This is a genomic window from Sphingomonas gellani (assembly GCF_900110035.1).
GTDB classification, from domain to species: domain Bacteria; phylum Pseudomonadota; class Alphaproteobacteria; order Sphingomonadales; family Sphingomonadaceae; genus Sphingomonas; species Sphingomonas gellani.
The window spans coordinates 63153-86394 of sequence record NZ_FOCF01000012.1; the positions used below are offsets into that span (position 1 = coordinate 63153).

The 23242-nt window shown below is 67.1% G+C and carries 24 protein-coding genes and 1 pseudogene; 15 read left to right on the forward strand and 10 right to left on the reverse strand.

The window, feature by feature from the left end:
• Nucleotides 1-2: 2 nt before the first annotated feature.
• The 6 genes from BMX37_RS17335 to BMX37_RS19360 all read right to left on the reverse strand — a co-directional run bounded on the left by BMX37_RS17335 (nt 3) and on the right by BMX37_RS19360 (nt 4528).
• A complete protein-coding gene (locus tag BMX37_RS17335; RefSeq protein WP_093667037.1) occupies nt 3-233 on the reverse strand; it encodes an exodeoxyribonuclease VII small subunit in 231 nt (76 codons plus the stop codon).
• Nucleotides 230-1987: an exodeoxyribonuclease VII large subunit gene (locus BMX37_RS17340; protein ID WP_093667038.1), complete on the reverse strand. Its 1758-nt coding sequence runs from the start codon at nt 1985-1987 to the stop codon at nt 230-232. Before BMX37_RS17340 ends, BMX37_RS17335 begins: the two co-directional genes overlap by 4 nt.
• Before the next feature lie 418 nt (nt 1988-2405).
• On the reverse strand, nt 2406-2921 hold the full coding sequence (locus BMX37_RS17345; protein ID WP_093667039.1) for a DUF1697 domain-containing protein: 516 nt from the start codon (nt 2919-2921) through the stop codon (nt 2406-2408).
• A gap of 31 nt (nt 2922-2952) precedes the next feature.
• On the reverse strand, nt 2953-3609 hold the full coding sequence (locus BMX37_RS17350; protein ID WP_139198148.1) for a DUF4336 domain-containing protein: 657 nt from the start codon (nt 3607-3609) through the stop codon (nt 2953-2955).
• Nucleotides 3610-3732: 123 nt separating this feature from the next.
• Nucleotides 3733-4341, reverse strand: coding sequence for a TetR/AcrR family transcriptional regulator (locus tag BMX37_RS17355; protein ID WP_425288470.1), 609 nt, complete (start codon nt 4339-4341; stop codon nt 3733-3735).
• Between the two features lie 55 nt (nt 4342-4396).
• The gene (locus tag BMX37_RS19360) at nt 4397-4528 is read right to left on the reverse strand and encodes a hypothetical protein (protein ID WP_280139274.1); all 132 of its coding nucleotides are present in this window, start codon (nt 4526-4528) and stop codon (nt 4397-4399) included.
• A gap of 100 nt (nt 4529-4628) precedes the next feature.
• Here BMX37_RS19360 and BMX37_RS19475 point away from each other — a divergent pair, with 100 nt between their 5' ends.
• Entirely contained in the window at nt 4629-4883 is a 255-nt protein-coding gene (locus BMX37_RS19475; RefSeq protein ID WP_425288471.1) for a glutathione S-transferase C-terminal domain-containing protein, read from the forward strand.
• A gap of 87 nt (nt 4884-4970) precedes the next feature.
• Here BMX37_RS19475 and BMX37_RS17365 read toward each other — a convergent pair whose 3' ends face one another.
• Entirely contained in the window at nt 4971-6140 is a 1170-nt protein-coding gene (locus BMX37_RS17365; protein WP_093667043.1) for an epoxide hydrolase family protein, read from the reverse strand.
• A gap of 108 nt (nt 6141-6248) precedes the next feature.
• Between BMX37_RS17365 and BMX37_RS17370 the strand changes: the two genes are divergently transcribed.
• On the forward strand, nt 6249-7151 hold the full coding sequence (locus BMX37_RS17370; RefSeq protein ID WP_170842058.1) for a LysR family transcriptional regulator: 903 nt from the start codon (nt 6249-6251) through the stop codon (nt 7149-7151).
• A 357-nt stretch (nt 7152-7508) separates the two neighbouring features.
• On the opposite strand, the gene BMX37_RS17375 is transcribed toward BMX37_RS17370, so the two are convergent.
• Nucleotides 7509-7835 carry a hypothetical protein gene (locus BMX37_RS17375; protein ID WP_093667045.1) on the reverse strand — a complete coding sequence of 109 codons (327 nt, stop codon included), beginning with the start codon at nt 7833-7835 and terminating at the stop codon, nt 7509-7511.
• Between the two features lie 207 nt (nt 7836-8042).
• On the opposite strand from BMX37_RS17375, the gene BMX37_RS17380 reads away from it, so the two are divergent.
• Nucleotides 8043-8990, forward strand: a complete 948-nt coding sequence (locus BMX37_RS17380; protein WP_093667046.1) for an intradiol ring-cleavage dioxygenase — start codon at nt 8043-8045, stop codon at nt 8988-8990.
• Between the two features lie 338 nt (nt 8991-9328).
• Nucleotides 9329-10237, forward strand: a complete 909-nt coding sequence (locus BMX37_RS17385; protein ID WP_244501667.1) for a dioxygenase family protein — start codon at nt 9329-9331, stop codon at nt 10235-10237.
• A 48-nt stretch (nt 10238-10285) separates the two neighbouring features.
• Here BMX37_RS17385 and BMX37_RS17390 read toward each other — a convergent pair whose 3' ends face one another.
• Nucleotides 10286-11038: a response regulator gene (locus BMX37_RS17390; protein WP_093667048.1), complete on the reverse strand. Its 753-nt coding sequence runs from the start codon at nt 11036-11038 to the stop codon at nt 10286-10288.
• 164 nt (nt 11039-11202) lie between these two features.
• Between BMX37_RS17390 and BMX37_RS17395 the strand changes: the two genes are divergently transcribed.
• From BMX37_RS17395 to BMX37_RS17445, 11 genes are all read left to right on the forward strand, one after another.
• On the forward strand, nt 11203-11808 hold the full coding sequence (locus BMX37_RS17395) for a lytic transglycosylase domain-containing protein (RefSeq protein WP_170842059.1): 606 nt from the start codon (nt 11203-11205) through the stop codon (nt 11806-11808).
• Between the two features lie 2 nt (nt 11809-11810).
• Complete coding sequence (locus tag BMX37_RS17400) at nt 11811-12125, forward strand: TrbC/VirB2 family type IV secretion system protein (protein WP_093667049.1); 315 nt, start codon at nt 11811-11813, stop codon at nt 12123-12125.
• A gap of 3 nt (nt 12126-12128) precedes the next feature.
• Nucleotides 12129-12413 carry a VirB3 family type IV secretion system protein gene (locus tag BMX37_RS17405; RefSeq protein WP_093667050.1) on the forward strand — a complete coding sequence of 95 codons (285 nt, stop codon included), beginning with the start codon at nt 12129-12131 and terminating at the stop codon, nt 12411-12413.
• A gap of 13 nt (nt 12414-12426) precedes the next feature.
• Nucleotides 12427-14832: a VirB4 family type IV secretion/conjugal transfer ATPase gene (locus BMX37_RS17410; RefSeq protein WP_093667051.1), complete on the forward strand. Its 2406-nt coding sequence runs from the start codon at nt 12427-12429 to the stop codon at nt 14830-14832.
• Complete coding sequence (locus BMX37_RS17415) at nt 14829-16022, forward strand: TrbL/VirB6 family protein (protein ID WP_093667052.1); 1194 nt, start codon at nt 14829-14831, stop codon at nt 16020-16022. Before BMX37_RS17410 ends, BMX37_RS17415 begins: the two co-directional genes overlap by 4 nt.
• 176 nt (nt 16023-16198) lie before the next feature.
• Nucleotides 16199-16948 carry a TrbG/VirB9 family P-type conjugative transfer protein gene (locus tag BMX37_RS17420; protein ID WP_093667053.1) on the forward strand — a complete coding sequence of 250 codons (750 nt, stop codon included), beginning with the start codon at nt 16199-16201 and terminating at the stop codon, nt 16946-16948.
• Nucleotide 16949: 1 nt separating this feature from the next.
• Nucleotides 16950-18071 carry a TrbI/VirB10 family protein gene (locus BMX37_RS17425; protein WP_093667054.1) on the forward strand — a complete coding sequence of 374 codons (1122 nt, stop codon included), beginning with the start codon at nt 16950-16952 and terminating at the stop codon, nt 18069-18071.
• Nucleotides 18068-19072: an ATPase, T2SS/T4P/T4SS family gene (locus BMX37_RS17430; protein WP_093667055.1), complete on the forward strand. Its 1005-nt coding sequence runs from the start codon at nt 18068-18070 to the stop codon at nt 19070-19072. Before BMX37_RS17425 ends, BMX37_RS17430 begins: the two co-directional genes overlap by 4 nt.
• 45 nt (nt 19073-19117) lie before the next feature.
• Nucleotides 19118-19300 (forward strand): twin-arginine translocase TatA/TatE family subunit, encoded by a 183-nt coding sequence (locus BMX37_RS17435; RefSeq protein WP_093667056.1) that lies wholly within the window; start codon nt 19118-19120, stop codon nt 19298-19300.
• Between the two features lie 85 nt (nt 19301-19385).
• On the forward strand, nt 19386-21434 hold the full coding sequence (locus BMX37_RS17440) for an ATP-binding protein (RefSeq protein ID WP_244501669.1): 2049 nt from the start codon (nt 19386-19388) through the stop codon (nt 21432-21434).
• Between the two features lie 29 nt (nt 21435-21463).
• Nucleotides 21464-22351 carry an autotransporter outer membrane beta-barrel domain-containing protein gene (locus tag BMX37_RS17445; protein WP_093667058.1) on the forward strand — a complete coding sequence of 296 codons (888 nt, stop codon included), beginning with the start codon at nt 21464-21466 and terminating at the stop codon, nt 22349-22351.
• A 243-nt stretch (nt 22352-22594) separates the two neighbouring features.
• Here BMX37_RS17445 and BMX37_RS17450 read toward each other — a convergent pair.
• Nucleotides 22595-23242 (reverse strand): annotated as a pseudogene (locus BMX37_RS17450) (IS6 family transposase).

Sequence of the window (23242 nt, forward strand, 5' to 3'; positions counted from 1 at the left end):
GATCATGATAACGCCTGCTCCCCAATCAGCTTGCGGACGGACTCAATGCGCTCCTGGCAATGTGCCGCGAGCACATTCGCTCGCCTCACCAGTGGTTCGATCGCGTCCACGTCAGGAATCTGCCCCTGCTCTGGCTTCAGCTTGGCGGCAATCGCCTGCAATTCGGCATAGGCATCTGCGAATTTGGCAGGCGCCGGCTCGTTGGCTCCTTTGATCATCACGCTGGTATTCATTCCGGCTTATCTCCTTGCTGGTCGGTGCTTCGTAGCTGTGTCGTTCCGTCGCGCATTTCCGCTGTGACCAGATCCGCCATTCTCACCGCGGCTATCCCAGTCAGCGGCTCGCCTGCCTGATCACGCAAGATGGTATAGCCTGCGGCGAGAACGGTTCGCGGATGGAGTGTCTCTGCGCGCTCACGAATGATAGCGATGGCGGACTGGCAGTCATCCAGACCACGCTTGGCATCCTGGATCGCCTGTTGACCAAGGCTGGTGATCTTTTCGCTCAGGAGGCGGACGGAGCGTTCCGCGTCGTCGGCGATCTGCCGGTGTACGCGAGTGACCTTGTCGGACGCGCTTTGAGGCACCGCATCGAGCCGCGTTCGGATCTCGCTCAGTGCCTTGCCGGTGCCCAGTTCCAGTGGGCGGATTGCTGCTTCGACGGTACGGGTCATAGATCGTTGCAGGTTATGGACGGCGTTTGCTGCAAGCTCCCTGCGCTGGCGCGAGCCAGCTCGCGTACGTTCCATGGCTGCAGTAACCGCAGCATGCGTCTCATCGAGGAATGCGCGGGCGCCGGGTTCCAGTCCAGTTGCGGTGGTCCGGATGGTTGTTTCAGCAAGCCGTACGGTATCCTGAGCATGGCGGTCGATGGCCGTGCGGGCGGATGTCACAGCGGCTTGCGTGTTGTCGAGCAAGGCACGTGCGCCCGGTTGTAGTGCCGTCGCTGTGACCCGGACGGTCGTTTCGGCTAGCCGCACGGTTTCTCGCGCGTCGCGGTCGATAGCGGTCCGGGCAAGGGCAATAGCTGTATCGTGGCGATTTACGATCTGCGCCGCATGGGTACGGATGGCTTCTTGCGCGCGCTGCCCGTCAAGTGCGGCACGGGTGATGGTGGACCGGATATGTTCGACGACCTTGGAGGGCGTATCGCACGGGATGCAGGCGATCTCGTCAAGCAGATTGCGGTCGCGCTCATGACCGATGCCGGTCATCACCGGCACATTCATGCGACAGATCGCTTCCGCGAGCTTTTGATCGACCAGCCAGGCGAGGTCAGCTGACGCGCCGCCCCCTCTGATGATCGCTACTGCACAGTGACGTGTCTCCTCCGCGCTGCATGATCGGTAGATGTCCCGAAGCGCGGCGACGATCCGCGCCGGTGCGTCACGGGTCTGGAACGGCACCTCAAGGTACACGAACTCTGCCAGCCCGGCACTGCTGAGCCGGTCGGCGGTCGCGCGAAAGTCACCGAGGCCTGCTGCACCTGCCGGCGCAATCACCGACACACGCACGAAATCCGCCGGTTGCGGCAGTGACCTGTTCTGGTTCCAGATGCCTGCTTCCTGCAAATGCTTCCTAATTGAGTGCATGCGCGCATTCAGATCGCCCAGCGCGAATGTCAGGTCGATGTCGGTGACGACGATCTGGAATCCGAACGTCGGATGGAGGTTGCTTTGCAGTTTGACGAGAACCTGTGATCCAGCCTCAAGGGCCAAGCCAGCCCCCCTGAACTCTTCATCGATGCGATGCCACACTGCCGGCCAGCAGCCACCCTGGACCTTGGCGATCTGCTTGCCGTCGGAATCGACCTCGATGAATTCCATTCTAGTGAAGCGTTCGCTGACTTTCAGCGCATGAAGCTCGCACCGGACCCAAGCGGCGGGCACACGCTTCACAACGGCGGCCACCCCGTCGAGATAAGCCTTCAGCCCGACAGACGAGTTTCGGGCAGCAGGGTCGATGGTTAGCGGCTCGGTTTCGAGCATTGGAAGCAACTCACTAGGGCTGTCCAAGATATGAGCGGATTGAGTTCGTGCCGCAATCCGGCGACCCGAAAAGCGATGTCGATTGCCGCATCAAAAGGTGTTGTTCGCAGCCGCTATGGGCCTGAAGGGCGGGTTCTGACGGCGTTGCGCTGGTTAGATAGCTCGCCAGCACTAAGTTATATGCCGGGGCGTCTAAACCCCTCGGTTTCGCTACCATCGCAGCTCATGATTGGTAGCAAGCCAACGCATAGCCATCGTCTTCGCTGACCCGAAAGTTGACATCCCGAGCGGCTTTGCGGCTGTCCAACTTTAGCCGCTCCTTCACGTACGGTGCGTCGCAAAAGCCATCAGGGGTGATGAGACTGTTTGGCCTTGCTGGACGCGACAAGGCGTTGCGACGATGCGCCGACCGCGCCGCTCAGGCGATCGCGGCGGCCAACTCGGCGAGCTTGGCGACCGTATTCATGTTACGTGCGGTTCCCGTCCTCTCGCCAGGGATCTTGAGGCGCGTCTTCGCCATCCCGTCCGGGTAGTGGACGAACAGCTCGCGCTTGCCCAGCCGCACCTCCTCGTCCTTGATCCCGGTCACGCCTTCCAGCGGCTCGCGCGGCAGCTTATCGTCCACGAACAGCGCCATGACGCGGTTGCCGGGCTGATCGGCAAAGGGGTTTCGGGCGAGCGTGGCGGCGATCTCGGCGGCGGTGCGCACGATCACCCCAACGCGCTTGCCGGCATGAGCATGGAGCTGGTCCTCCAGGGCGGACCGGACTTGAGCCTCCGACTTGTTGCTCGCGAAGACGACATTACCACTGGCGATGTAGGTCTTCACCTTCTCGAATCCTGCAGCTTCGCACATCCGCGTCAGTGTCGTCATCGCCAACTTGCCGGTGCCGCCGACGTTCACGGCGCGAAGTAGTGCTACATATGGGGTCATCGTCGCCCTCAGCTATTCTCCGATCTTGGGGTCAACCGGCGAGGTCCGCTGCGACCCGGTCTAGCGTCTCCTTGGGCGACTGGTCGATCACGTCGCCGTGCGACACCAGAATGCGATGAAGATCCGGAATTGCAGCCCAGGCACGGAACTGGCTCGCCAGGGCCGCGGGATCCTTTACCAACATGCGTCGGACCGGTCGCGAGATTTGCGGCCGCGTCACACCAAAACCAAACAGGCGCGCCATGATCTGCGCGCCGAGCCCGTTCGGGTGGCGTACGTTGGACAGGACGTCGTTGAGGATCAGGGTCGTACCGTCGCGCCGCTTCACCGTCAGTGCGAACTCGCCGGCCTCGGTGCCGTCGACCGGCTGGAGACCGATAGCCGGATCGCGAAGGATATCCTCAGTGGCGTTGACCGGTGCTGCTTCCGTGACCGCTTCCCTCGCGACGGGCGGGGCGATGATTTGCGCCCCGGGATAGCGGTCATGCCACGGCCTCAGATCGAGCCGGTGCGCCTTGTTGGGCACGATCAGAAAGCGCACGGGGCCCAGCGCCTCGATCCGCGCCATCTGCTGCTCGTGCAGCGGGATGGCACTCCACACCGCGCTCCCGCCGTCCTGCAACCTCAGCACGGTCATGCGTCGAGGGAAACTGCCCAGCGGCATCACGATCGATCCCTCGACCGTCATGATACCGTCCGCGACCTCCACCAAGTCGCAATGCGGCTGAACTATCCACCTCTCATTGAGCTTCGCCATGTCGCGTCCTGTCAAATCTATGCGTGGAGCACCCGCCTTCTCTCTACTCGTCGTCTACGCCCTTACTTGATCGTCCACTGCCGAGCCCGCCGGCCTGTTGAACCGGACTACGTCGCCGGCACCCATGATCCGCGCCCGCACGCCTTCTCGCGCCCGTTCGATGGCGCCCTGATCACCGACCAGGATGCCGATATTGGCTGCGGTCTGCAGCGATAGAACCTCGAAGACGAGCTGCGGCAGGTCGGTGCCTCGCGCCACCTCGCCACGCTCGACACCGCGTTCTGCCGCCGCCAGCAAGGCATCGCGCCAGCGGTCATAGGAGCTGCGCACCGCCGTAGCGACCGATCCAGCTCGCAGACTATATTCGGCCACCGAGGCGGTCAGCAGGCATCCGCCGCATTGGTCCTGCGCGATGATCGAGAACCAGGCGTCACACAAGGCTGTCAGCGGATGGGACGACGCGTCGGGGTCGGCGCGTACCAGAGCCGCCACCTTGACTGCGACCTCCTCCACCCCGTCCGTAAGGGTCGATTGCTGCAGCTTCTCCCGGTCGCCGAACAGGACCTGCAGGCTGCTTTTTGCCATCCCGGCATCTTTCGCGACGCGTCCGAAGCTCAATCCCTCCAGACCTTCCGCCAACGCGATCCGGCGCGCATGCGTCATCGCCACTCTGCGGGACGCATTGCCCCTGTCGCGGCGACCGTCGGTTTTCCGACCATCAGACAATCAACTCAGCCCATCCAATCCGTTCGACCGTATGTCTTTCCTCTTGACCAGCGAAGAAGTCAATAAATATACGGTCGTCCGCATTCATATAGGCGTTATTAAGGGAGAGGAAGGTGAGTGCCATCCAGCTTTTCTGCTTTCCCCTCTCAGCCAATAGTCATCGCATCGCGCTGTGTCTCTCCCTGCTTGGCATCGGTCTCGCACGGAACGACCGAGCCTTCGGCGTGCCGTCGGCAGGCGACTACGCAGCGCCCCGCGGCGAGCGGGCGCTCGCTTATCTCGATGCCCATCTTTCCGCGCGACCGTTCCTTGAGCTCGGACGGCCCACGCTGGCGGACGTGTCCGTTTTTCCATTCGTCGCGGTCGCGCCGGGAGCTGGCCTGCCGATCCTTGAATACGAGCACATCCAGACGTGGCTCGGCCGATTGGCCGCGCTCCCCGGCTTCATAGCAATGCCGCTGGTCAGCAGGGGTCGGTAGCGGCAGCGACTTCAAGGAGACATTCTGGACGACAGAGGAATGGCTGCCGTCGAAGGATGTGGCCGGGATGGTGGATCGAGAATCCCACTATTGCATTCGCAACGGCCGGAAAAAATCCCGGATGTCGGCGGCAAGGAGCTCTGGCTGCTCCAGCGCGGCGAAGTGCCCGCCGCGGGGGAGGTCGGTCCAGTGAACGATGTTAAAGGCGCGCTCGACCCAGCTGCGCGGCGGGGTAGGTAATTCGCGCGGCAGCGTCACCACGCCGCAAGGTGGGACGATACGCTCGCCTGGTTTCAGGTGGAAGGGGTTCTCGCGCGAACCGCTATAGAAACGTGCTGCGGAATGCGCCGTGTTCGTCGCCCAGTAGATCATGACGTCGGTCAGGATGTCGTCGATGGCGATCGCATCCTCCGGCGACGTGTCGCTGTCGCTCCATGCCTTGAACTTCTCGATGAGCCACGCCGCCAGGCCGATCGGCGAATCCGTGAGGCCGTAGGCCAGCGTCAGCGGCTTGGTCGCTTGGATGGCGATGTATGCGCCTTCCTCCTCGCTCCATCGCGCAACCCGGTCGAGATACGCCTGCTCCTCATCTGTGACGGGCGCATCGGATGCACTGGTCGCCGGACGGAAGCGGGTCGAAAGGTAATTGAGGTGAAGCCCGATTATCCGTTCAGGATGCTGGCGAGCCAGCGCCGTGCTTACCCACGATCCCCAATCCCCGCCCTGAGCGCCGAACCGGTCGTAGCCGAGGCGTGCCATAAGCGTCACCCACATGTCCGCCGTGACAGAATAGTCCATGCCCGGCTGGGTCGGCCGGCCCGAGAAGCCGTAGCCGGGAAGCGAGGGCACCACGACGGTGAACGCATCCTCCGCGCGACCGCCATGGGCCGCCGGATCGGTCAGCAACGGGATGATGTGCCGCATCTCGATGAAGCTGCCGGGCCAGCCATGGGTCAGAATGAGGGGTAGCGGCTCCGGGCCGACGCCTTCTTCATGGACGAAGTGGATCGGTAGACCGTCGATGTCCGTCTGGAAATGGTGCAAGCGGTTCAACGCTGCCTCCTGCGCCCTCCAGTGGAAGTCGTGGAGCCAATACTCCGCCACGCGGCGCATATAAGCGAGCGGCGGACCATAATGCCATGGCTCCGCTTCGACCTCGTCGGTCCAGCGCGTCGCCTGCAAGCGGTGACGAACATCATCGAGCACCAGTTGGTCGATCTCGATGGTGAACGGCCGGACATTCTGTTCCTGGTACATAACGGCTTCCGAACGTGCTGTGCGTCAACTGCCCCTGCCTAACCCTTGCGGGACAGGCGGTGAATGCCGACAAGGCGCAACCCAATCTTCCGCCAAGTGGAACACCGGATGGACCGTCTCGCCCAACTCCAGCTGCTGCTGGCCATCGTCGATACCGGCAGCCTGGCCGCTGCCGGGCGGCGGCTTGGCCGTTCTCCGGCGGCTGTCACGCGCGCCCTTGCCGACCTCGAAAACCGCGTGGGCGTCAGACTCATCGAGCGCTCTACACGCAGCTGCAAGCCAACCCCGTCCGGAAGACGGCTTGCTGAAACCGCCCGTCGCTTGATCGAAGATTATGAGGGCGCGATCAGCCTGCCGTCGGAGGCCGCCGCCGCGCTGGTGGGTTCTCTCCGCGTAACGGCACCTACCGGCTTCGGCGCCGAGCAGGTCGCGCCGCTGCTGCTCCGCTTCCTCGACCGGCATCCTGGCATCAGCGTCGATCTGCGTCTGCTGGATCGGGTAGTCGATCTGATCGAGGAGGATTTCGATCTCGCCGTACGCATCGGCCGTCCGCGCGAAGGCACGCTCATCATGCGGTCGGCCGGCGTCCTCCGCCGATCGTTCGTCGCCAGTCCGGCCTATCTGCAAGAGCATGGCGTCCCGCGTAGCCTTACCGATCTGGCTGCCCATCAATTGATCCAGCACGGCGATGGGGGAAACGATGCCCCTTGGACCTTTGGCAAGGCGGGCGGTGCGATCCTCCCGGTTGCCGCCAGCGGTCGTTTGGCCGTGAACCGCCCCGAACCTGCAGTGGCAGCCGCGCGAGATGGCCGAGGCATCGTCGCGGTGCTGTCATCGCAGGTGGCGAACGATCTTGCCGGCGGCACGTTGCTGCGGGTGTTGCAGGACCACGAGCCGCCGCCGCTCCCTGTCAGCGTCCTTTATCCTGCTTCACGCAAAGGTTGGCGCCGCGTATCGCTTCTCGCGGACTTCCTCGTCACCGAACTCACTTCGTCGTTTTCGCAAGATTGATCGACGGGCACCACCGTCCTGCAAACGAGCGGACAATGAAACGCGCCGGGTCTGCCGGAAGTGTGGGGTTGTGAGTCACGCTGCCACATCGAAGCGTTCTGGCCGGTGTAGGCGCAGAGTTACCGCTGACGCGCGACAACTATCTGAACGGCGAGTGGCGCCGCGACGACTACGCGGCCGGGTTCAGCCGACACCGGTTGCTCGCTAGCATTGTCTTCAGGTTCTGAACCGTCCGCACCGCTCGCGCTCAGCTCTGCGCGGCCGAACCGTCGCCGGACGGCATCGGCGGCCGGGACCCGTCCGGGCCGGGCTGCCGCAGCCGCTCGCCGGCCGCGAACACGGCATGCTGTCGCTCGTTCAGCTTGCCCGCGAACGCAGTCGCCGCCACCTGTCGGCGTTACCGATCACGACCATCTCCACCATGGCTTGGGGCGGACGCTCGCCCCCGGTGCCGACCTCGGCCGGCGGAGGGCCGGGCGGAATCGGCGGCCCCGCTGCCGCGAGATAGGCGTCAAGCGTCGGACGCTGGGCCGCCGACAGCTCGAGCACGAGCGCAAGGTCGGCCGCCTCGCCGTGGCGGCCGGCCGCGTCGCGGCCCGGCGGAAGTGGCCAGTCGGCGGCGGGCTGCTGAGCGCTCGCCGGCGCGGCCAGCAGCAGCGTCGCGATCGTCAGGTTGTTTCTCACGGTGATCGCGTCTCCGCTGAGGTCACCCGACCATGGGCGATAGCGTCATCTCCTCTCCCTGTTTTGCCGCCATTTTTCAGAGAGGATCGAGCTTTGTCGGCGCCGCTCCCTTCGCGGCAGCGGCCAGACACAACATTTCCGTGTTGCTGCAATCTCCGGGACAAAAGCCAGGGAGAGAAGAGGATCATCGGATCACAGGAGGACCCCATGGCCCACGACCACCATGACGACCATCACGGCCACGGCCACGGCATGGCTGAAGACCTGCCGCGCTTCGAGGCGCTGCTCGCTCGCCGGCGCATGCTCCAGTGGTTCGCCGGCGCGGGCACCGCCGCGCTGGTCGCCGGCTGCGGCGGCGGTAGCGGCTCCAGCAGCTCGGACTCGGTGAGCGTTGTCAGCGGCTCGACGTCGACTGCAACGCCCACACCGACGGCAACCTCAACGCCTACTCCTACCGCGACGCCCACGCCAACCGCAACCTCGACATCCTCGTCCGGCTGCGTTGCCGCGGCATCGGAGACTAACGGCCCCTACCCTGCCGATGGCACCAACAGCTCGTCGGGCTCGACCTCCAACGTGCTGACCTCGAGCGGGATCGTGCGTTCGGACATCCGCTCGAGCTTCATCTCGTCCACGACGACGGCGACTGGCGTCCAGCTCCAGATCACGCTCGCGCTGGTGAACGTCAACTCGTCGTGTGCGCCGCTGTCGGGCTATGCGATCTACATCTGGTGCTGCGATCGCCAGGGGCTCTACTCGCTCTACACCCTCCCGGCCGAAAGCTACCTGCGGGGTGTCCAGGTGACAGATTCCAACGGGCAGGTCACTTTCACGCTGATCTTCCCGGGCTGCTACTCGGGTCGCTGGCCGCACATCCACTTCGAGGTGTATTCGAGCCTGACAAACGCCACGAGCGGCCGCTATGCCACATTGATTTCGCAGTTGGCGTTGCCAGCCGATATCTGCACCACCGTCTACGCGGACACGACGACCTATCCTTCAAGCTCGCGCAACTTCACGCAGATCGGCTCGCTGTCGAGCGACAACGTGTTCGGTGACAACACAACCGCGCAGAACAGTGCGATGACCCCAGCTCTCACCGGCAGCACCAGTGCCGGCTACATTGGCACGGCCACGATCGGCTTGGCGCTGTAACCCTTCCACGGATGCGCGGTGGTCCCCTGTCACCGCGCTTCCCCGGCCGACTTCTCCCTGTTGGTCCCGGCCGGGGCTCCCCGAAGCACGGTGCTTCCCCTGTCACCGTGCGGCCCCGGCCGGGCTCAAACCCGGCCGGGGTTTCTTTGTGGAAAGCGCCTACCGCGTAATCACTTGCCAGTGAAAACAGGGACATAGCCGAGCAAAGCTGGTGTTGCACCTCATCCTAGCCCCGGCCCGCGCCTAGCGAACCGGTAGCGTGGAGAAGAGCGATGCAACACGATGACGATGATCATGACCGCGACCTCGCCCACGACCTGCAGGTCATCGGAGAGCGGATGATGGAGCGCCGCCGCGCGCTAGCCTGGCTGGCGCCGGCCGGTGGCGCGGCGATCGCGGCAAGCACCGCCGTCGCAGCGGCCGCCCAAATGAGCCGGGGCGGCAAGGGCGGCGGTGCAACGCGGAGCGGCGTCATTACCGTCGGCGGTGGCGGCAGGCCGGGGACGACTGGTGGCACATCCGGAGGAAGCTCGGGCGGACCGTCTACCGGCACCACGACCACCACGATCACGACTACCAGCAGTTCCTCCGGATGCGTGGCGGATGCGAGCGAAACCAACGTCCCCTACCCTGCCGACGGCACCAACACGTCGTCCGGATCGACCTCGAACGTGCTTACCACCAGCGGCATCGTGCGCACAGACATCCGGCCGAGCTTCGTCAGCTCGACCACGACTGCCCAAGGCGTTGCGATGACGATCACGCTGACGCTGGTGAACGTAAATTCGTCTTGCGCGCCACTGGCGGGCTACGCGGTCTATATCTGGCAGTGCGATGCGGCCGGCCCCTACTCGCTCTACACCGCCCCGAAGGAGAGCTACCTGCGCGGCGTCGGCGTGACCGACGCAAACGACGAGGTGACGTTCACGACCATCTTCCCGGGCTGCTACTCGGGCCGCTGGCCGCACATCCACTTCGAGGTGTATTCAAGCCTCTCAACCGCCACCGGCGCGCGCTACGCCAGCTTGATCGGGCAGGTCGCGATGCCGAGCGCCGTCTGTTCGACGGTGTACTCGGGATCGTCCCTCTACAGCAGCAGCGTGTCCAACTTCCGGTCGGTCCGCCTGTCGTCGGACAACGTGTTCGGGGACAATACGAGCGCCCAGCTCGCGCAGCAGACGCCGACCATGTCGGGCAGTGTCAGCGGCGGCTACGCGGCGGCCGCGAAGATCGGCTTGGCCCTGTGAGATCGGCGGGCGCCGGGTGGTCCCGGCGCCCGCCCCCTTTCGGATCCCTCAGCGCCGCACCACCGAGGCGGTGAACATGTAACCCTCATTCCGGACCGTGCGGATGAGCTCCTGCCCGTCCTTCGCCGCGAGCTTCCGCCGGATGCGGCTCACCTGGACGTCCACCGCGCGGTCGAAGCTGTCGCTGTCGCCGCCGCGCGCATACTCGATCAGCTGGTCGCGAGTGAGGACGCGCCGCGGATGCTCGACAAGCGCCCGCATGACCTGGAACTCGCCTTCGGTGAGCGGCACGGGATCGCCGTCGGGCGCGTAAAGGGTGAACCCCTCCGCGTCGAGCGACCAGTCGCCGAAGCGGAGCATGGGGCGACCCTCGCCTACCGGCTCGGCGACGATTGCCAGCGCGAGCGCAGCGGGACTAGGCGCGGACGTCGCTTCGCGCCGGCGCAGCACCGTCCGGATACGCGCGAGAAGCTCGCGTGGGTTGCACGGTTTCGCCAGGTAATCCTCGGCGCCGATCTCCAGCCCGATGATCCGGTCAACGTCGCTACCCACTGCCGACAGCATGATCACGGGAGGGGCGCCGGCTGCCTGGAGCCCGCGCAACGCTGTGAGCCCATCCTCGCCGGGCATCATCACGTCCAGCACGATGAGGTCTGGCCGCTGCTTGGCCATGGCTGCGCGCATCTCGACGGGATCGCTGGCGACTGTCGTCAGGAAGCCGTTCTTTCCGAGGAAAGACGAGATGAGGCTCCGGATGCCCTCGTCGTCGTCGACGATCAGGATGCGGGTGGCGAGATCCATGCGGATTACATTGGCGAGCATGGTGGCTGATTGCCAGCCCTCCTTTGCCGCCGCGTGTCCGCAACATGTCTACGGCCTTATACGATACGTGTCCGCCACGGATATCTGCGGGACATTCGCCGGCAATGGCCGGGGTCGATCACGTCGTCACTGGAGTGACCGACATGAAGATCGACATCCGCCATCCCGTGTTCCTCGCCGCAGCCGGCTTCGCGGCCACCGCAGCCCTGCTCGGCACCACCAGCGCGCATGCCCAGGTGATGCAGGTCGCCGATAACGGCACGGTGCTGACCCGCAGTGGCGCCGGTCTGATCGACTGGAATGAGAATACGTCTTCACCCTCATCGCTGCCGGTTGCAGCGTTGACCACTCGGTTGCCTGCGGTGCCCGCCGCGTATGCGGACACTGTCACGCGTGTCTCCGCTGCCCATGGCATCAGCCCTGCGCTGCTGGAGGCGCTGATCTGGCAGGAGAGCCGCTGGCGCGTCGCGGCAGTCAGCCGGGTGGGAGCGCGAGGGCTCACCCAGCTCATGCCGGCCACCGCCCGTTCGCTGGGCGTCGATCCGGGAGACCCGGTCGCCGCTATCGAGGGCGGCGCGCGCTACCTGCGCCAGCAGCTCGACCGCTTCGACGGTGACGTCGAGCGCGCGCTCGCCGCCTACAATGCCGGTCCCGGCCGCGTGATCCGCGCCGGCGGCATCCCGAACATTGCCGAGACCCGCGCCTACGTCGCCGCGATCCTCGCGCGCCTGTCCCCCAAGGAGAAGTGACCATGAAGAAGCACCTGATCGCCGTGCCGGCCGTTTTGGCCGCCCTCACGCCTTCCGCCGCCTTCGCGCAGGTCGCCGGCGCTGACCCGCAGGGCTCCGGCCCGATCGTCGCCGCGCTCGGTTGGCTCCAGGGCACGCTGCTTGGTCATGTCGCCACCACCGTGGCGGTGATCGCGGTCGCGATGGTCGGCTTCATGATGCTGACTGGCCGGCTGAACTGGAAGTTTGGCGGTACGGTCATCATCGGCTGCTTCGTGCTGTTCGGCTCGGCCGCGATCGTGGCGGGCATCCAGTCCACCGCCGGCATGGCGGGCTGAAGGATGGCCGGGCTGAACCGGGCGCCCGTGTTCCGGGCGCTCACCCGACCACAGATGTTCGGGGGCGTCACCTTTTCCTTCTTCATCGTCAACATGGCGGTGACGACGGAGGCGTTCCTGGTGACGGGCAGCTTCTGGGCATTGCCCATCGCGCTGCTGGTCCACGGCATCGGCTATCTCGCCTGCCTGCGCGAGCCGCGCATCTTCGATCTCTGGCTGACCAGGGTCAGCCGGACCCCGCGCGTCCGCAACTGGAAGCGCTGGGGCATGAACTCCTACGAGCCGTGAAGGAACAAGCGTCATGAGCAAGTGGATCGGCCCCGCCGTGTGGGGCAAGCGCGAAGCCCGGGCCGGCGACCGACTGCCCTATGCGCGGCTGCGCGGCGAGCAGACGCTGGCCTTGCGCGACGGCGGCGTCATGCGCGTCCTCGCCGTGCCCGGCATCGCCTTCGAGACCGAGGAAACTGAGCAGCTTGACCACATGTTGGCCGTCCGCGAGACGATGCTCAGGAGCGCGCTCGATGCCCGCTTCGTCATCTACCACCACGTCGTGCGCCGTCGCGTCGAGGTGGCAGCGTCGGATGCGAGCGATGACGCCTTCTCGCGCGAGCTGGGGCGGCGGTGGAGCGCCGCGCTGTCGGCACGGCGGCTGTACGTCAACGACCAGTATCTGACGGTGCTTCGCCGCCCTGCACGCGGGAAGACCGGCTGGGCCGAGCGGGTCGGCCGCCGGATGAACGGCGCCGGCGAGGTTGACGCACCCACCCTGCGCGAGCTTGACGCGGCGGTCACCGCGCTCGCGGCCGGGCTGGCGCCCTATGGTGCCCGGGTGCTCGGCGGCTATGACGGCGCGGCCGGCGGGCGCTGCTCCGAGCCGCTGGAGCTGCTCTCAGCGCTCTACAACGGCGAGACCAGGCCGGTGCTGGCACCGGCTGAGGGCACGGACGTCGGCCACCACCTGCCCTACGCTCGGGTCAGCTTCGGCCTGGACGCGATCGAGACGCGGCTGCCCGGCGGGCGGCGCTTTGCGGCGCTGCTGTCCGTCAAGGAGTATCCGGACGCGACTCGCGCCGGTATCGTCGACAACCTGCTACGCCTACCGCACGAGATGGTGCTGACCGAGAGCTTCGCGCCCGCCGATCGCCAGGTCGCGCGCGAGCGGATCGACCTCGCCATCCGGCGGCTGAAGTCCGCGGACGCCGAGGCGGCGGCCGAGCGGGCCGAGATGGCGGCCGCGCGTGACGGGCTGGGAGCGGGCCAGGTCGGCTTCGGCGACCACCACCTCTCGCTGCTGGTCCGCGCTGAGAGCCTGGATGCGCTGGAGCGCGCCGCGGCCGAAGCCGGCGCCGCGCTCGCCGACACCGGCGCGGTCGCGGTGCGCGAGGACACCGGCATGGAACCTGCCTTCTGGGGCCAGTTCCCCGGCAACGAGGCCTATGTGGTCCGCCGCTCGCTGATCTCGACAGCCAACGCCGCGGGCTTCCTGTCGCTGCATGGCTTTCCGGGCGGCAAGGCCGCTGGCAATCACTGGGGCGACGCGGTCGGCGTCCTCGAGACCACCAGCGCCACGCCCTATTTCTTCAACTTTCACGAAGGCGACCTCGGCAACTTCACTGTGATCGGGCCGTCGGGCTCGGGCAAGACGGTGGCGCTGAACTTCCTCGCCGCACAAGCGCAGCGGTTCGGACCGCGGCTCGTCTTCTTCGACAAGGACCGCGGCGCCGAGATCTTCCTGCGCGCGATCGGCGGCCATTACGCCCGGCTGACGCCGGGTGAGCCGACGGGGATGAACCCGCTCGCACTGCCTGACACGCCCGCCAACCAGGCGTTCCTGCGCGACTGGCTGGCGGTGCTGCTCCAGGCGGACGGGCCGGAGGAGCTGGCGACGATCGCGGGCGCGGTGGCCGCGGCCTACGACCATGACCCGGCGTTCCGGCGGCTGCGCCATCTCGGCGAGCTTCTGGGCGGCGCACGGCGGCCGGAGGCTGGCGACCTCGTCCATCGGCTGCAACCGTGGATCGGGGCGGGCGAGCACGCCTGGCTGTTCGACAACCCGGTCGACCGGCTCGACCTCGACGCGCAGACGCTGGGCTTCGATATGACGCAGCTACTTGACACCCCGCGGCTGCGCACGCCGGCGATGATGTACCTGTTTCACCGCGTCGACGAGCGGCTGGACGGGGAGCCGACCATGATCCTCATCGACGAGGGCTGGAAGGCGCTGGACGATGCCGTTTTCGCGGGCCGCATCCGCGACTGGCTGAAAACTTTGCGCAAGCGCAACGCGCTGGTGGGCTTCGCCACCCAGTCCGCGGCAGACGCGCTCGGCAGTTCGATCGCGTCCGCGATCGTGGAGCAGACCGCGACGTCGATCTTCATGCCAAACGCGAAGGCGAAGGCGGAGGATTACTGTTCTGGCTTCGGGCTGAGCGAACATGAGCTGGCGCTGGTGCGGGCGTTGCCGGCGGAAAGCCGCTGCTTCCTCGTGCGCCACGCCAACCACTCGGTGGTGGTCAGGCTCGACCTGTCAGGCACGGGCGAGATGCTGGCGGTGCTGTCGGGCCGCGAGGCGAGCGTGCGGCGGCTCGACCGGATCCGGGCCGAGGTCGGCGACGATCCCGCACGCTGGTACCCGCTGTTGACCGGAGCCCCCTGGCCGGGCGGCAGGCCTGAGGATCACGACTGGTTCATGGAGGCGGCGGAATGAGCACTTGTCCATCTTTCGGGACCGACGGTCCCGACGGCATCGGCGCGGCGTTGCGCAGCGTCGATTGCCAGACCGCGCAGGGAACGGCGCACGCCTTCGAGCGGCTGTTCGGTGCTCAGGGCGGATTGTTGCCCGCGCTCACCATCCTGCTGACGCTCTACGTCGCGTGGACCGCGGTGGAACTGCTCACCGGGCGTGCCCGCATCGGCATTTCCGGGCTGACACCGCGGATGCTGACCTTGGGCGTGGCGCTGACCTTCGCCACGTCATGGGCAGCGTATCAGAGCGTTGTTTGGAACCTGCTGGTCGGAGCGCCCGACCAGATCGCCGGACTGCTGCTCGGCACCCGCGGCTCGGCGACTACCCTGTTCGCGGACCGGCTCGATCGCTTGTTCGGCGCGGTAGCGGAAGCAGCGCAGGCGGCGCAGAACGCGCAAGGAGCCGACGCCAAGGGCTGGCAGTCGGCGGACGTGCTGTGGGCGGCGACCATGCTGCTTCTGCTGGGCACGGCAGGCGTGCTCATTACGGCACGCATTGCGCTCGCCGCGCTGTTGGCGCTCGGGCCGGTGTTTCTGGTCCTGTCGATCTTTCGCGGCACCCGCGGGTTGTTCGAGGGCTGGCTGAAGGCTGCCGTGCTGTTTGCGGTCGTGCCGCTCTCCTCCGTTCTGATCGGCGGTGGCGCGATCGTCATCCTGACGCCCATCGCCGAAAACCTCGGGGCCGAGCCGACCATGAGCCAGGCTGCGACCGTGTTCCTGGGCGCCGCTGTCTACTGCGCGCTGATGGCGATGGTGCTGAAGGTCGCGAGCACACTGGTCGCAGGCTGGCGGCTGGGCGGGCGCGGCGAAGCCGGGAAGGCTGAAGTCGGGGCGCCGGATACAACGGCCGCCTCGGCGAGGAGCACGGTTTTTGCTGCCACTCCGGGCCCGTCGGCCCTGCCCGCGTTCAACGACCGAGCTCGCGCTCTGGCCGCCGCAGTGGCACCCCGTGCGCCTGCCGGCTCCCCTGTCGACGCGGGCGGGCACGAGTCCGGCGCTCGTGAGCGCGAGCGCCTCATCGTCGCTCCTGCCGGCCAGATGGCGAACGTGGTGCCGTTCGCGCCGGGGGCAGCAGCGCGGGGCCGAGCCACTGCGCTCGGCCGCTCCCTCGGCAACGCCCGCCCGGGCCGGACCAGCGCGCTGCCCCGCTGATCTCGCGCATCAACCCGGTCTGACACGCCCCGGTCTCCACCAAGAGGTCGGGGCGCTTCGCGTGAGGGTCACGTCCACTCGGACACAACATTTCTGATGCCCGGCAATGCCCGAGACAAAGCTCGGGTCGAGTGGAGAGCCTGCGATCAACGGCTGAAGCGAAGGAGTGCACGGCCATGAAGACGATCCTGTTCGCGTTGGCGGCCAGCGTGTCGGTTCCGGCGATGGCGAGCCCGGACGGCCGTATCGCCACGCGCTTCTACGATGAGGCGCGCGTGGTGCGGTTCGAGGGCCGGGCCAACCTCCAGTCCACCATCGCCTTCGAAGACGGCGAGCGGATCGAGAACGTCGCCATCGGCGACTCGTCGCGCTGGCAGGTGACGCCCAACAAGCGGGCAAACCTCCTGTTCATCAAGCCGGTCGCGATCCCCGCGCGCACCAACATGACCGTGGTCACCGACCGACGCACCTACCTGTTCGAGCTCGTCGCTAGCGCGCGGGCGCCCTCCACCTATCTGCTGCGCTTCACCTATCCTGCGCCGCCACCCCCGCCGCCGGCCCCGCAACCTGCCGAGGCGCCCACGCTCGTCGCGGCGGCCGCGAGGCCGCCGGCCCCGCTCCAGCTCAACTTCGGCTGGACCGCGAAGGGCGATAAGACATTGATGCCGGAGCGCAGCTTTGACGATGGTACGTCGCTCTACTTGTCTTGGCCGCACGACCGGCCGGTGCCCGCGGTGCTGACGATCGGGCAGGACGGTAGCGAAGGGCCGACCAACTTCGCCGTTCGCGGCGACTACATCGTCGTCGAGGGCGTGCCCGGCCGAGTGGTGCTGCGCGCGGGCAAGGCCGCGCTGACGCTAGCCGCCGAGCCGCGCGCCGCCCGGCCCATCCCGGCCAAGCCGATCACCCAGACGGCGGAGCGCTGATATGAGCACCACCACCCTTGAACGGTCGGCCGGCCTCGTTCCCTTCATCGCGCAGGAGGACCCGCGCGAGAGCCTGGACAATCAGGCGCTGGTCGCCGCCAGCACCAACGGCTTCCCTATCGTTGCGACCCGCGTCGCGCGGCGCGACCGGGCCGGGCTCGCCGCGGGCGCCGCGGGCGCAATCTTGCTCGGTGGCCTGACCTTCTGGTCGATCAGCGGTCCGGCGCCGCAGCCCCGCGCACCCGCGGTCAGGCCGGCGCCCCCCATCAAGGTTGCCGCCCCGATTGCACCGCCGGCAACCATACCGGTTCCGCCTGCGACACCGGCGCAGGAGGTGGCGATCGCACGGGTGATCCAGCCCGCGACCGCGCCGCGGACCGGCATCGACGCGGCCCACGCACCGGTCATGGTGTGGGACACGTCTGGCGCGCCCGAGATCGCGGCGGCCGCGCCTGCTGCGCCCGTTCCCGGCGCGCCGGCCAAGGTCACGGCGCCTCAGCCCCTCTCGGAGAACGAATCGTTCGCCAGCCGCATGGGCGAAGGGACCGGCGATGTGGCGACTGCGACCCGGATCGTGAATCCGGCCAATACCGTGACCCAGGGCACGCTGATCCCGGCAGTGCTGGAAACCGCGATCGACAGCGACCTGCCCGGCTACGCGCGGGCGGTGGTCAGCCAGGACGTGCGCTCCTTTGACGGCAGCCGCGTGCTGGTTCCGCGCTCGTCCCGGCTGATTGGGCAATACAAGAGCGGGTTCGCGGCGGGCCAGACGCGCGCTTACGTCATGTGGACGCGGCTGATCCGGCCGGACGGCGTCACCGTCCAGCTCGCCTCGCCCGCGATCGAGTTTTCCGGCGCGTCGGGCCTCACCGGCGAGGTCAACAGCCACTTTATGAAGCGGTTCGGCGCGGCCGGGCTCTTGTCGGTGATCGGTGGATTGGGCGCGCTCGCGACCGGCGGCACGTCGCTCGTTCTCTCGGGCGGCAGCAGCGCAGCGTCGGTGGCGGCGCAGCGCGACGCGCAAATCCCGCCCACCATTCGCATCGGTGTGGGCCAGCCCATCCGCGTCTTCACCGCGCGCGACCTCGACTTCTCCATCGCAAACGGGAGCATCCAGCCATGACCCAGACGATCCTCAGGACCATACATCAGGAGCAAACGGCGGATGTGGTTCCGCTTAAGGGAACGACGGACGTCTACCTGGCGGCCTACCTCGCCCCATTCGCCGGCTGGCTCGCCGACGAGGCCGTGACCGAAATCCTTGTCAACCGACCCGGCGAAGTCTGGGTCGAGGCCGCGGGCACGATGCGGCGCGAGGAGGTGCCGGCGATCGACGACCAGCTGATCCGCCGGCTCGCCGAGCAGGTCGCTCGGGTCAGCCACCAAGGCATCAACCGCGAGCGGCCGCTGCTCGCGGCGACGTTGCCCGACGGCGCGCGCGTCCAGTTCGCAGGACCGCCAGCGACGCGGGGGCATTGGGCCATGGCGATGCGCCGCCACCGGCTGGTCGAAACCACGCTCGACGCTTATGCACGGCCGCCGGGCGCGCCGGTATTGGCGGTGCTCGAACCCGATCCCGAGACGGATCCTGTCGAGTACCTCCGCTTCTGCGTCGCGACGCGCAACACGGTGCTGATCAGCGGCGGCACCTCGTCGGGGAAGACGACGTTCCTCAACGCGCTCCTGCGCGAGGTGCCCGCCGACCAGCGCGTCGTCGTGGTCGAGGACACGCCGGAGATCCGGCTCGCATGCGGCAACGGCGTCGGTCTGCTCGCCGTCAAGGGCGAGACCGGCGAGGCAAGGGTGACCACCGACGACCTGCTGCAGGCGTCGCTGCGCCTCAGGCCCGATCGCATCGTGCTGGGGGAACTGCGCGGAGCGGAAGCGGTCAGCTTCCTGCGCGCGATCAACACCGGCCATCCCGGCTCGTTCTCGACCATCCACGCCAACAGCCCGGCCGGCGCGCTGGAGCAGCTCGCGCTGATGGTCATGCAGGCGGGCTTGGGGCTCAGCCGCCAGGACACGCTGGCCTACGCGCGCTCGGTGATCGACGTGGTGGTCCAGCTCGACCGTCAGGGCGGCAGCCGCGGCATCGCCGCGGTGACGCACACGAGCAATCTCTGAGACATATCAGGGCGGCAAGGCCGCGCTTGCGAAAGGAGAAGTGATATGGGTTCCATGAGCATGGTGCACTGGCTGGTCGCGGTGGCGGCGATGACGCTGCTGTTCGGTGGCGGTCGTATTGCCAACAGCATGGGTGACCTCGGCAAGGGTCTGAAGGCGTTCCGCCGCGAGATGGCGGACGCGGAAGCGGCCCCGGCGCCGAGGCTGGAAGCACCCGGCGAGCGCTGATAGCGTCGGCAACATGCGGTTGAGTAGGGACACGGAACAGGCGTCGGCCCGCGGCCTTGGCAGACTCGGCGGGCCGCCGTTGATCGTGCAGCTGATCGGGTTGCTGGTCGGCGCGTTGGTCGCGGCGCAGCTGGTCACCTTGCTGCTCACCCTGGTGTTGCCGCCTGCGCCCCCTCGCAAATACGCGCTCGCCGACATCGCCGCCTCGCTCCGGCAGCAGGGCAGTGGCGATGACCGGTTCGATCGGGTGATCCAATCCGGGCCACCCGACCTCTCCGCGCGCGGCTGGTTTGTCTCGGAAAGCTCGCGCGGCAAGCTCGCCGGGCTGCTGCATGCACCGGTGCGGCAGGTCGCGCTCGGCTTCTACACGCAGCTGCCCGTGGGCGGCGCGGTCGACCCCGTGGCCACGCCCGAGCGATTGCCGGGCGATGCGGAGCGGATGCGTGGAGGGCAATTCAGTGCGGAAACCGATGATGCGGTAACACTTGAAGCGGTCGTGTGGTCCGTGGAAGCGGAGCGCCCGCGTCTTATCCGTGCGGCGCTATTTCAGCAGGGACCGGGCGGTCCGCCGGGCGGCGGCTTCCCCGGCGGCGGACCGCCAGGCGGTGGGTTCCCAGGAGCCGGCCTGCCGGGCGGTGGCTTCCCGCAGTCACTGCCCCAACCTCCGCCGACGCTGCCGCGGCAGGCCCCTCCACAGCTGCCATCTACGCAGCCACAGCCGCAGGCTCAGCCTCAAGCACTGGCACCGACGGCGCAGCCGCCGGCGAGCATGCAGCCGGGATCCCCTGGTGCCGTCCTCGCGCCGGGGACCAGCCCGCAGCCACCCCTGCGCAGCGCGCTGCCACCGGGGGTTGGATTGCCGCAGCTCACAGCCCCTGGCATCGGAGGCGCGCTGCCCCGCACCCCGGAGAGCAGCTCGCTGCCACCGCCTCGTCGGCCCGAACCGCAGCCTCAAGATACAGCTCCTCTTGCTGCTGCGTCCAACCCCGCGCCATCAGTCCCGCCCGCGGTACCGACGACCCCTGCACCGACCACTGGCGCGGAAAGAATCGCGCCGCCGCAGGATGCGGATGGTACCTCGGACGCCGTCGAAGGTGTTGCGCCACCGCCCGCGGGCCGGCCGGTCCCGATCGTACGCCCGACCACCGGCCTCTTCGGGCTCGCGCCCGCTCCGTTCGTGGAAGGTGACTTCGTCGCCGGCTTGCAGTTGCCGGACGGCCGTTGGGCGGTCGTCTCGCCCCGCGCCGAAGGATTTCCGAACGCGTGGCAGCGCCGCGTTGCGCTCTGGTTCCTGCTGTCGCTGCTCGCGGTAGCGCCGATCGCATGGATCTTCATGCGGCGGATCGTGGGCCCGCTCAACGAGTTCGCCCATGCTGCCGACGTGCTCGGTCGTGATCCCGGCGCGGCGGTCCTACCGCTCGACGGTCCGGCCGAGATCGGCCGCGCCGCCCACGCCTTCAATCAGATGCAGAGCCGGCTGCGCAGCTTCGTTGACGACCGTACGGCGATGATCGGGGCGATCAGCCACGACCTTCGCACCCCGCTCACTCGCCTGCGCTTCCGGATCGAGGACGTGCCCGAGGACCAGCAGGACGGGCTACGTGGCGAGGTGGCGGAAATGGAGGAGATGATCACCTCCGTGATTGCCTTCATGCGGGATGCCTCTACGCCTGCGGCACGTGAACGGCGCGACTTGGCGGAGATTGTCGACGAGGTGGTGGAGGACGCGACACTGCTCGGCGATGTGCATGCCGACCGGGTGGAGAGCGCAGTCGTGGATGTCGACCCGCTCGGCATCCGGCGCGTGCTCGACAACCTTCTCACCAACGCCATGAAATATGGTGGTGGACACACCCGCGTGGCGCTTCGCGTCGAGAATGCCTGCGCCATTGCGGAAATAGTAGACGACGGACCCGGCTTGCCCGACGCCGAACTGGAGCGGGTGTTCGAGCCCTTCTACCGAACGGAGGCGGCGCGCCGCTCAGGGCGCGAAGGTAGCGGGCTTGGGCTCGCGGTCTGCCGGTCCATTGCGCGCGCGCACGGCGGCGACGTCGCGCTGTTCCGCGCGCCCAACGGTTTCACCGCACGCGTCACCCTGCCGTTGGCCTTTCCCAACGACTGCCGGGTCGGGTGATGGGATCGAGAAATAGGATCGTCTCTAGCTTGGTTCCGCTGGCGCTCGTCGTGGCGTCGCCGGAACGGGCGGCTGCGCAGGTTGGAGCGGAAACCGCCAAGGTTGAGGAGCAGCCGTCAGCCTCCTCCGCTCCAGCCACGCCGCCCGCGCCCGATTGGATCGCGACGCTCTCATCCGGCGTGCTGGCGCGCGACGGCGATGCCGTGCGTCCGTTCGTTGTGGCCGGGCTCAGCCGCCGGATGGGTCGAGGCTATGTCAGGGTCGCCGCGACCGGCTTCCGAAGCGTGGTGCGCCAGGTGGACGCAGCGCTCCCGTCTGATTTCGTGATTGGCTCGGTGGGCGCGGGCGGCACATTCGGGCGCTGGTTCGTCGACGGCTACCTGTCGGCGGGTCGCCAATACTACACCGGCGTCACGACACCGCTCGGAACTCGCTCCGCTCAGGTAGGCAGCGCCAGCAGCGTCTATGGTGCGGCGTTGAGCGGCGGGCATTTTATTAAGCTGTCTCCGCGCTTCTACGTCACGCCCAACCTAGCGGTTCAATACGGCCGTAGCCGCGCCCTGCGCTCGGCGCTGACTCCGGCGGCACCGCTCGACTATGAGACGCGCGAGCGTGCCTGGACCGGCAGCGCCACCGCGCGCGTCGACCGCTTCTTCGGCTCCGGCAATCGCCATATCGTCGGCGTATCCCTCAGCCGCGTCCAGAGCAGCAACGGAGCGACGGTGCTGTCTTCGGGCGGGATGGGTGGACTGCCAGCGGAGGCAACCGATGTTGCTGACGCGTGGTTCATCGCAGGTGCGTCCGGCTCATTCCAGATCGCACCCCGGCTCTGGATCGACGCGTCAGCAAGTACCACCACCGGCTCACGGACCGGCGACTACCGTTCCGTATCTCTGGGAGCACGGCTCGGCTTCTAATCTGGCGTCGTGAGCTATTTGCCGCGAAAGGACGCCCCCGCCCCTTCCGCGTTGATTGCATGTTGTTCCGGCGCGGGAAGATGACGGTATAGGGTCGGGGCTGTTGAAAAAGGCGGTCGCTGCCGTGGCCGCCTGTTCCGATTAGATGAGAAGCGGAACAGCGGTCGGATTGGCGGCTGGGTGCCGTCAGTCCAAGACGAACCGCTGTTCGCACGATGCACTCCGGCCTTTGTAGGTCACAAACTAGCTCGCAAGCGTTTGCCACTCCGCCAGTGCGGCGGAACGTCGGTGCTTGTAGGTCTGACGATCAACGAGGTGGCGTTCGAGGCTGAAGTGGTTGTGGATGTTGGCGTGGACAGAGGCGAACTTCTGGAGCGTCTTCATCTGTCGGAAGCGCAGCATCGCCCGCTCGCGTCGTCGAAACGGCAGGTGCGAGTTCTCGACCCGGTTGTTGGCCCATCGACCGATCTCCTGCCGGTCCCTGCAGCCAAGCTCATCCATGGCAGCGCCGTAGCTGCGCAGCCCATCAGTGGCGATCACCTGCCGTGAGCCGTGGCGCTTCAGCGCCTTCTTCATGAAGCCGAGCGCTGCTGCCTTGTCGCGGGTTCTGGTGACGAAGCTCTCAAGGATCTCGCCCTCGTGATCCACCGCTCGCCACAGGTAGACCATTTCACCGTTCAGTTTCACGTACATCTCGTCCAGGTGCCAGCGCCATTGGCGAAAGCCCCGTATCCGGCTCACCCGTTGACGGCGTATGTCGTCCGCTCACCGCAGACCGAACCTGTTCCACCAGTGGCGCACCGTCTCGTGGCAGATGTCGATGCCGCGCTCGAACAGCAGGTCCTCAACGTTCCTCAAGCTGAGCGGAAAGCGCACATACATCATGACCAC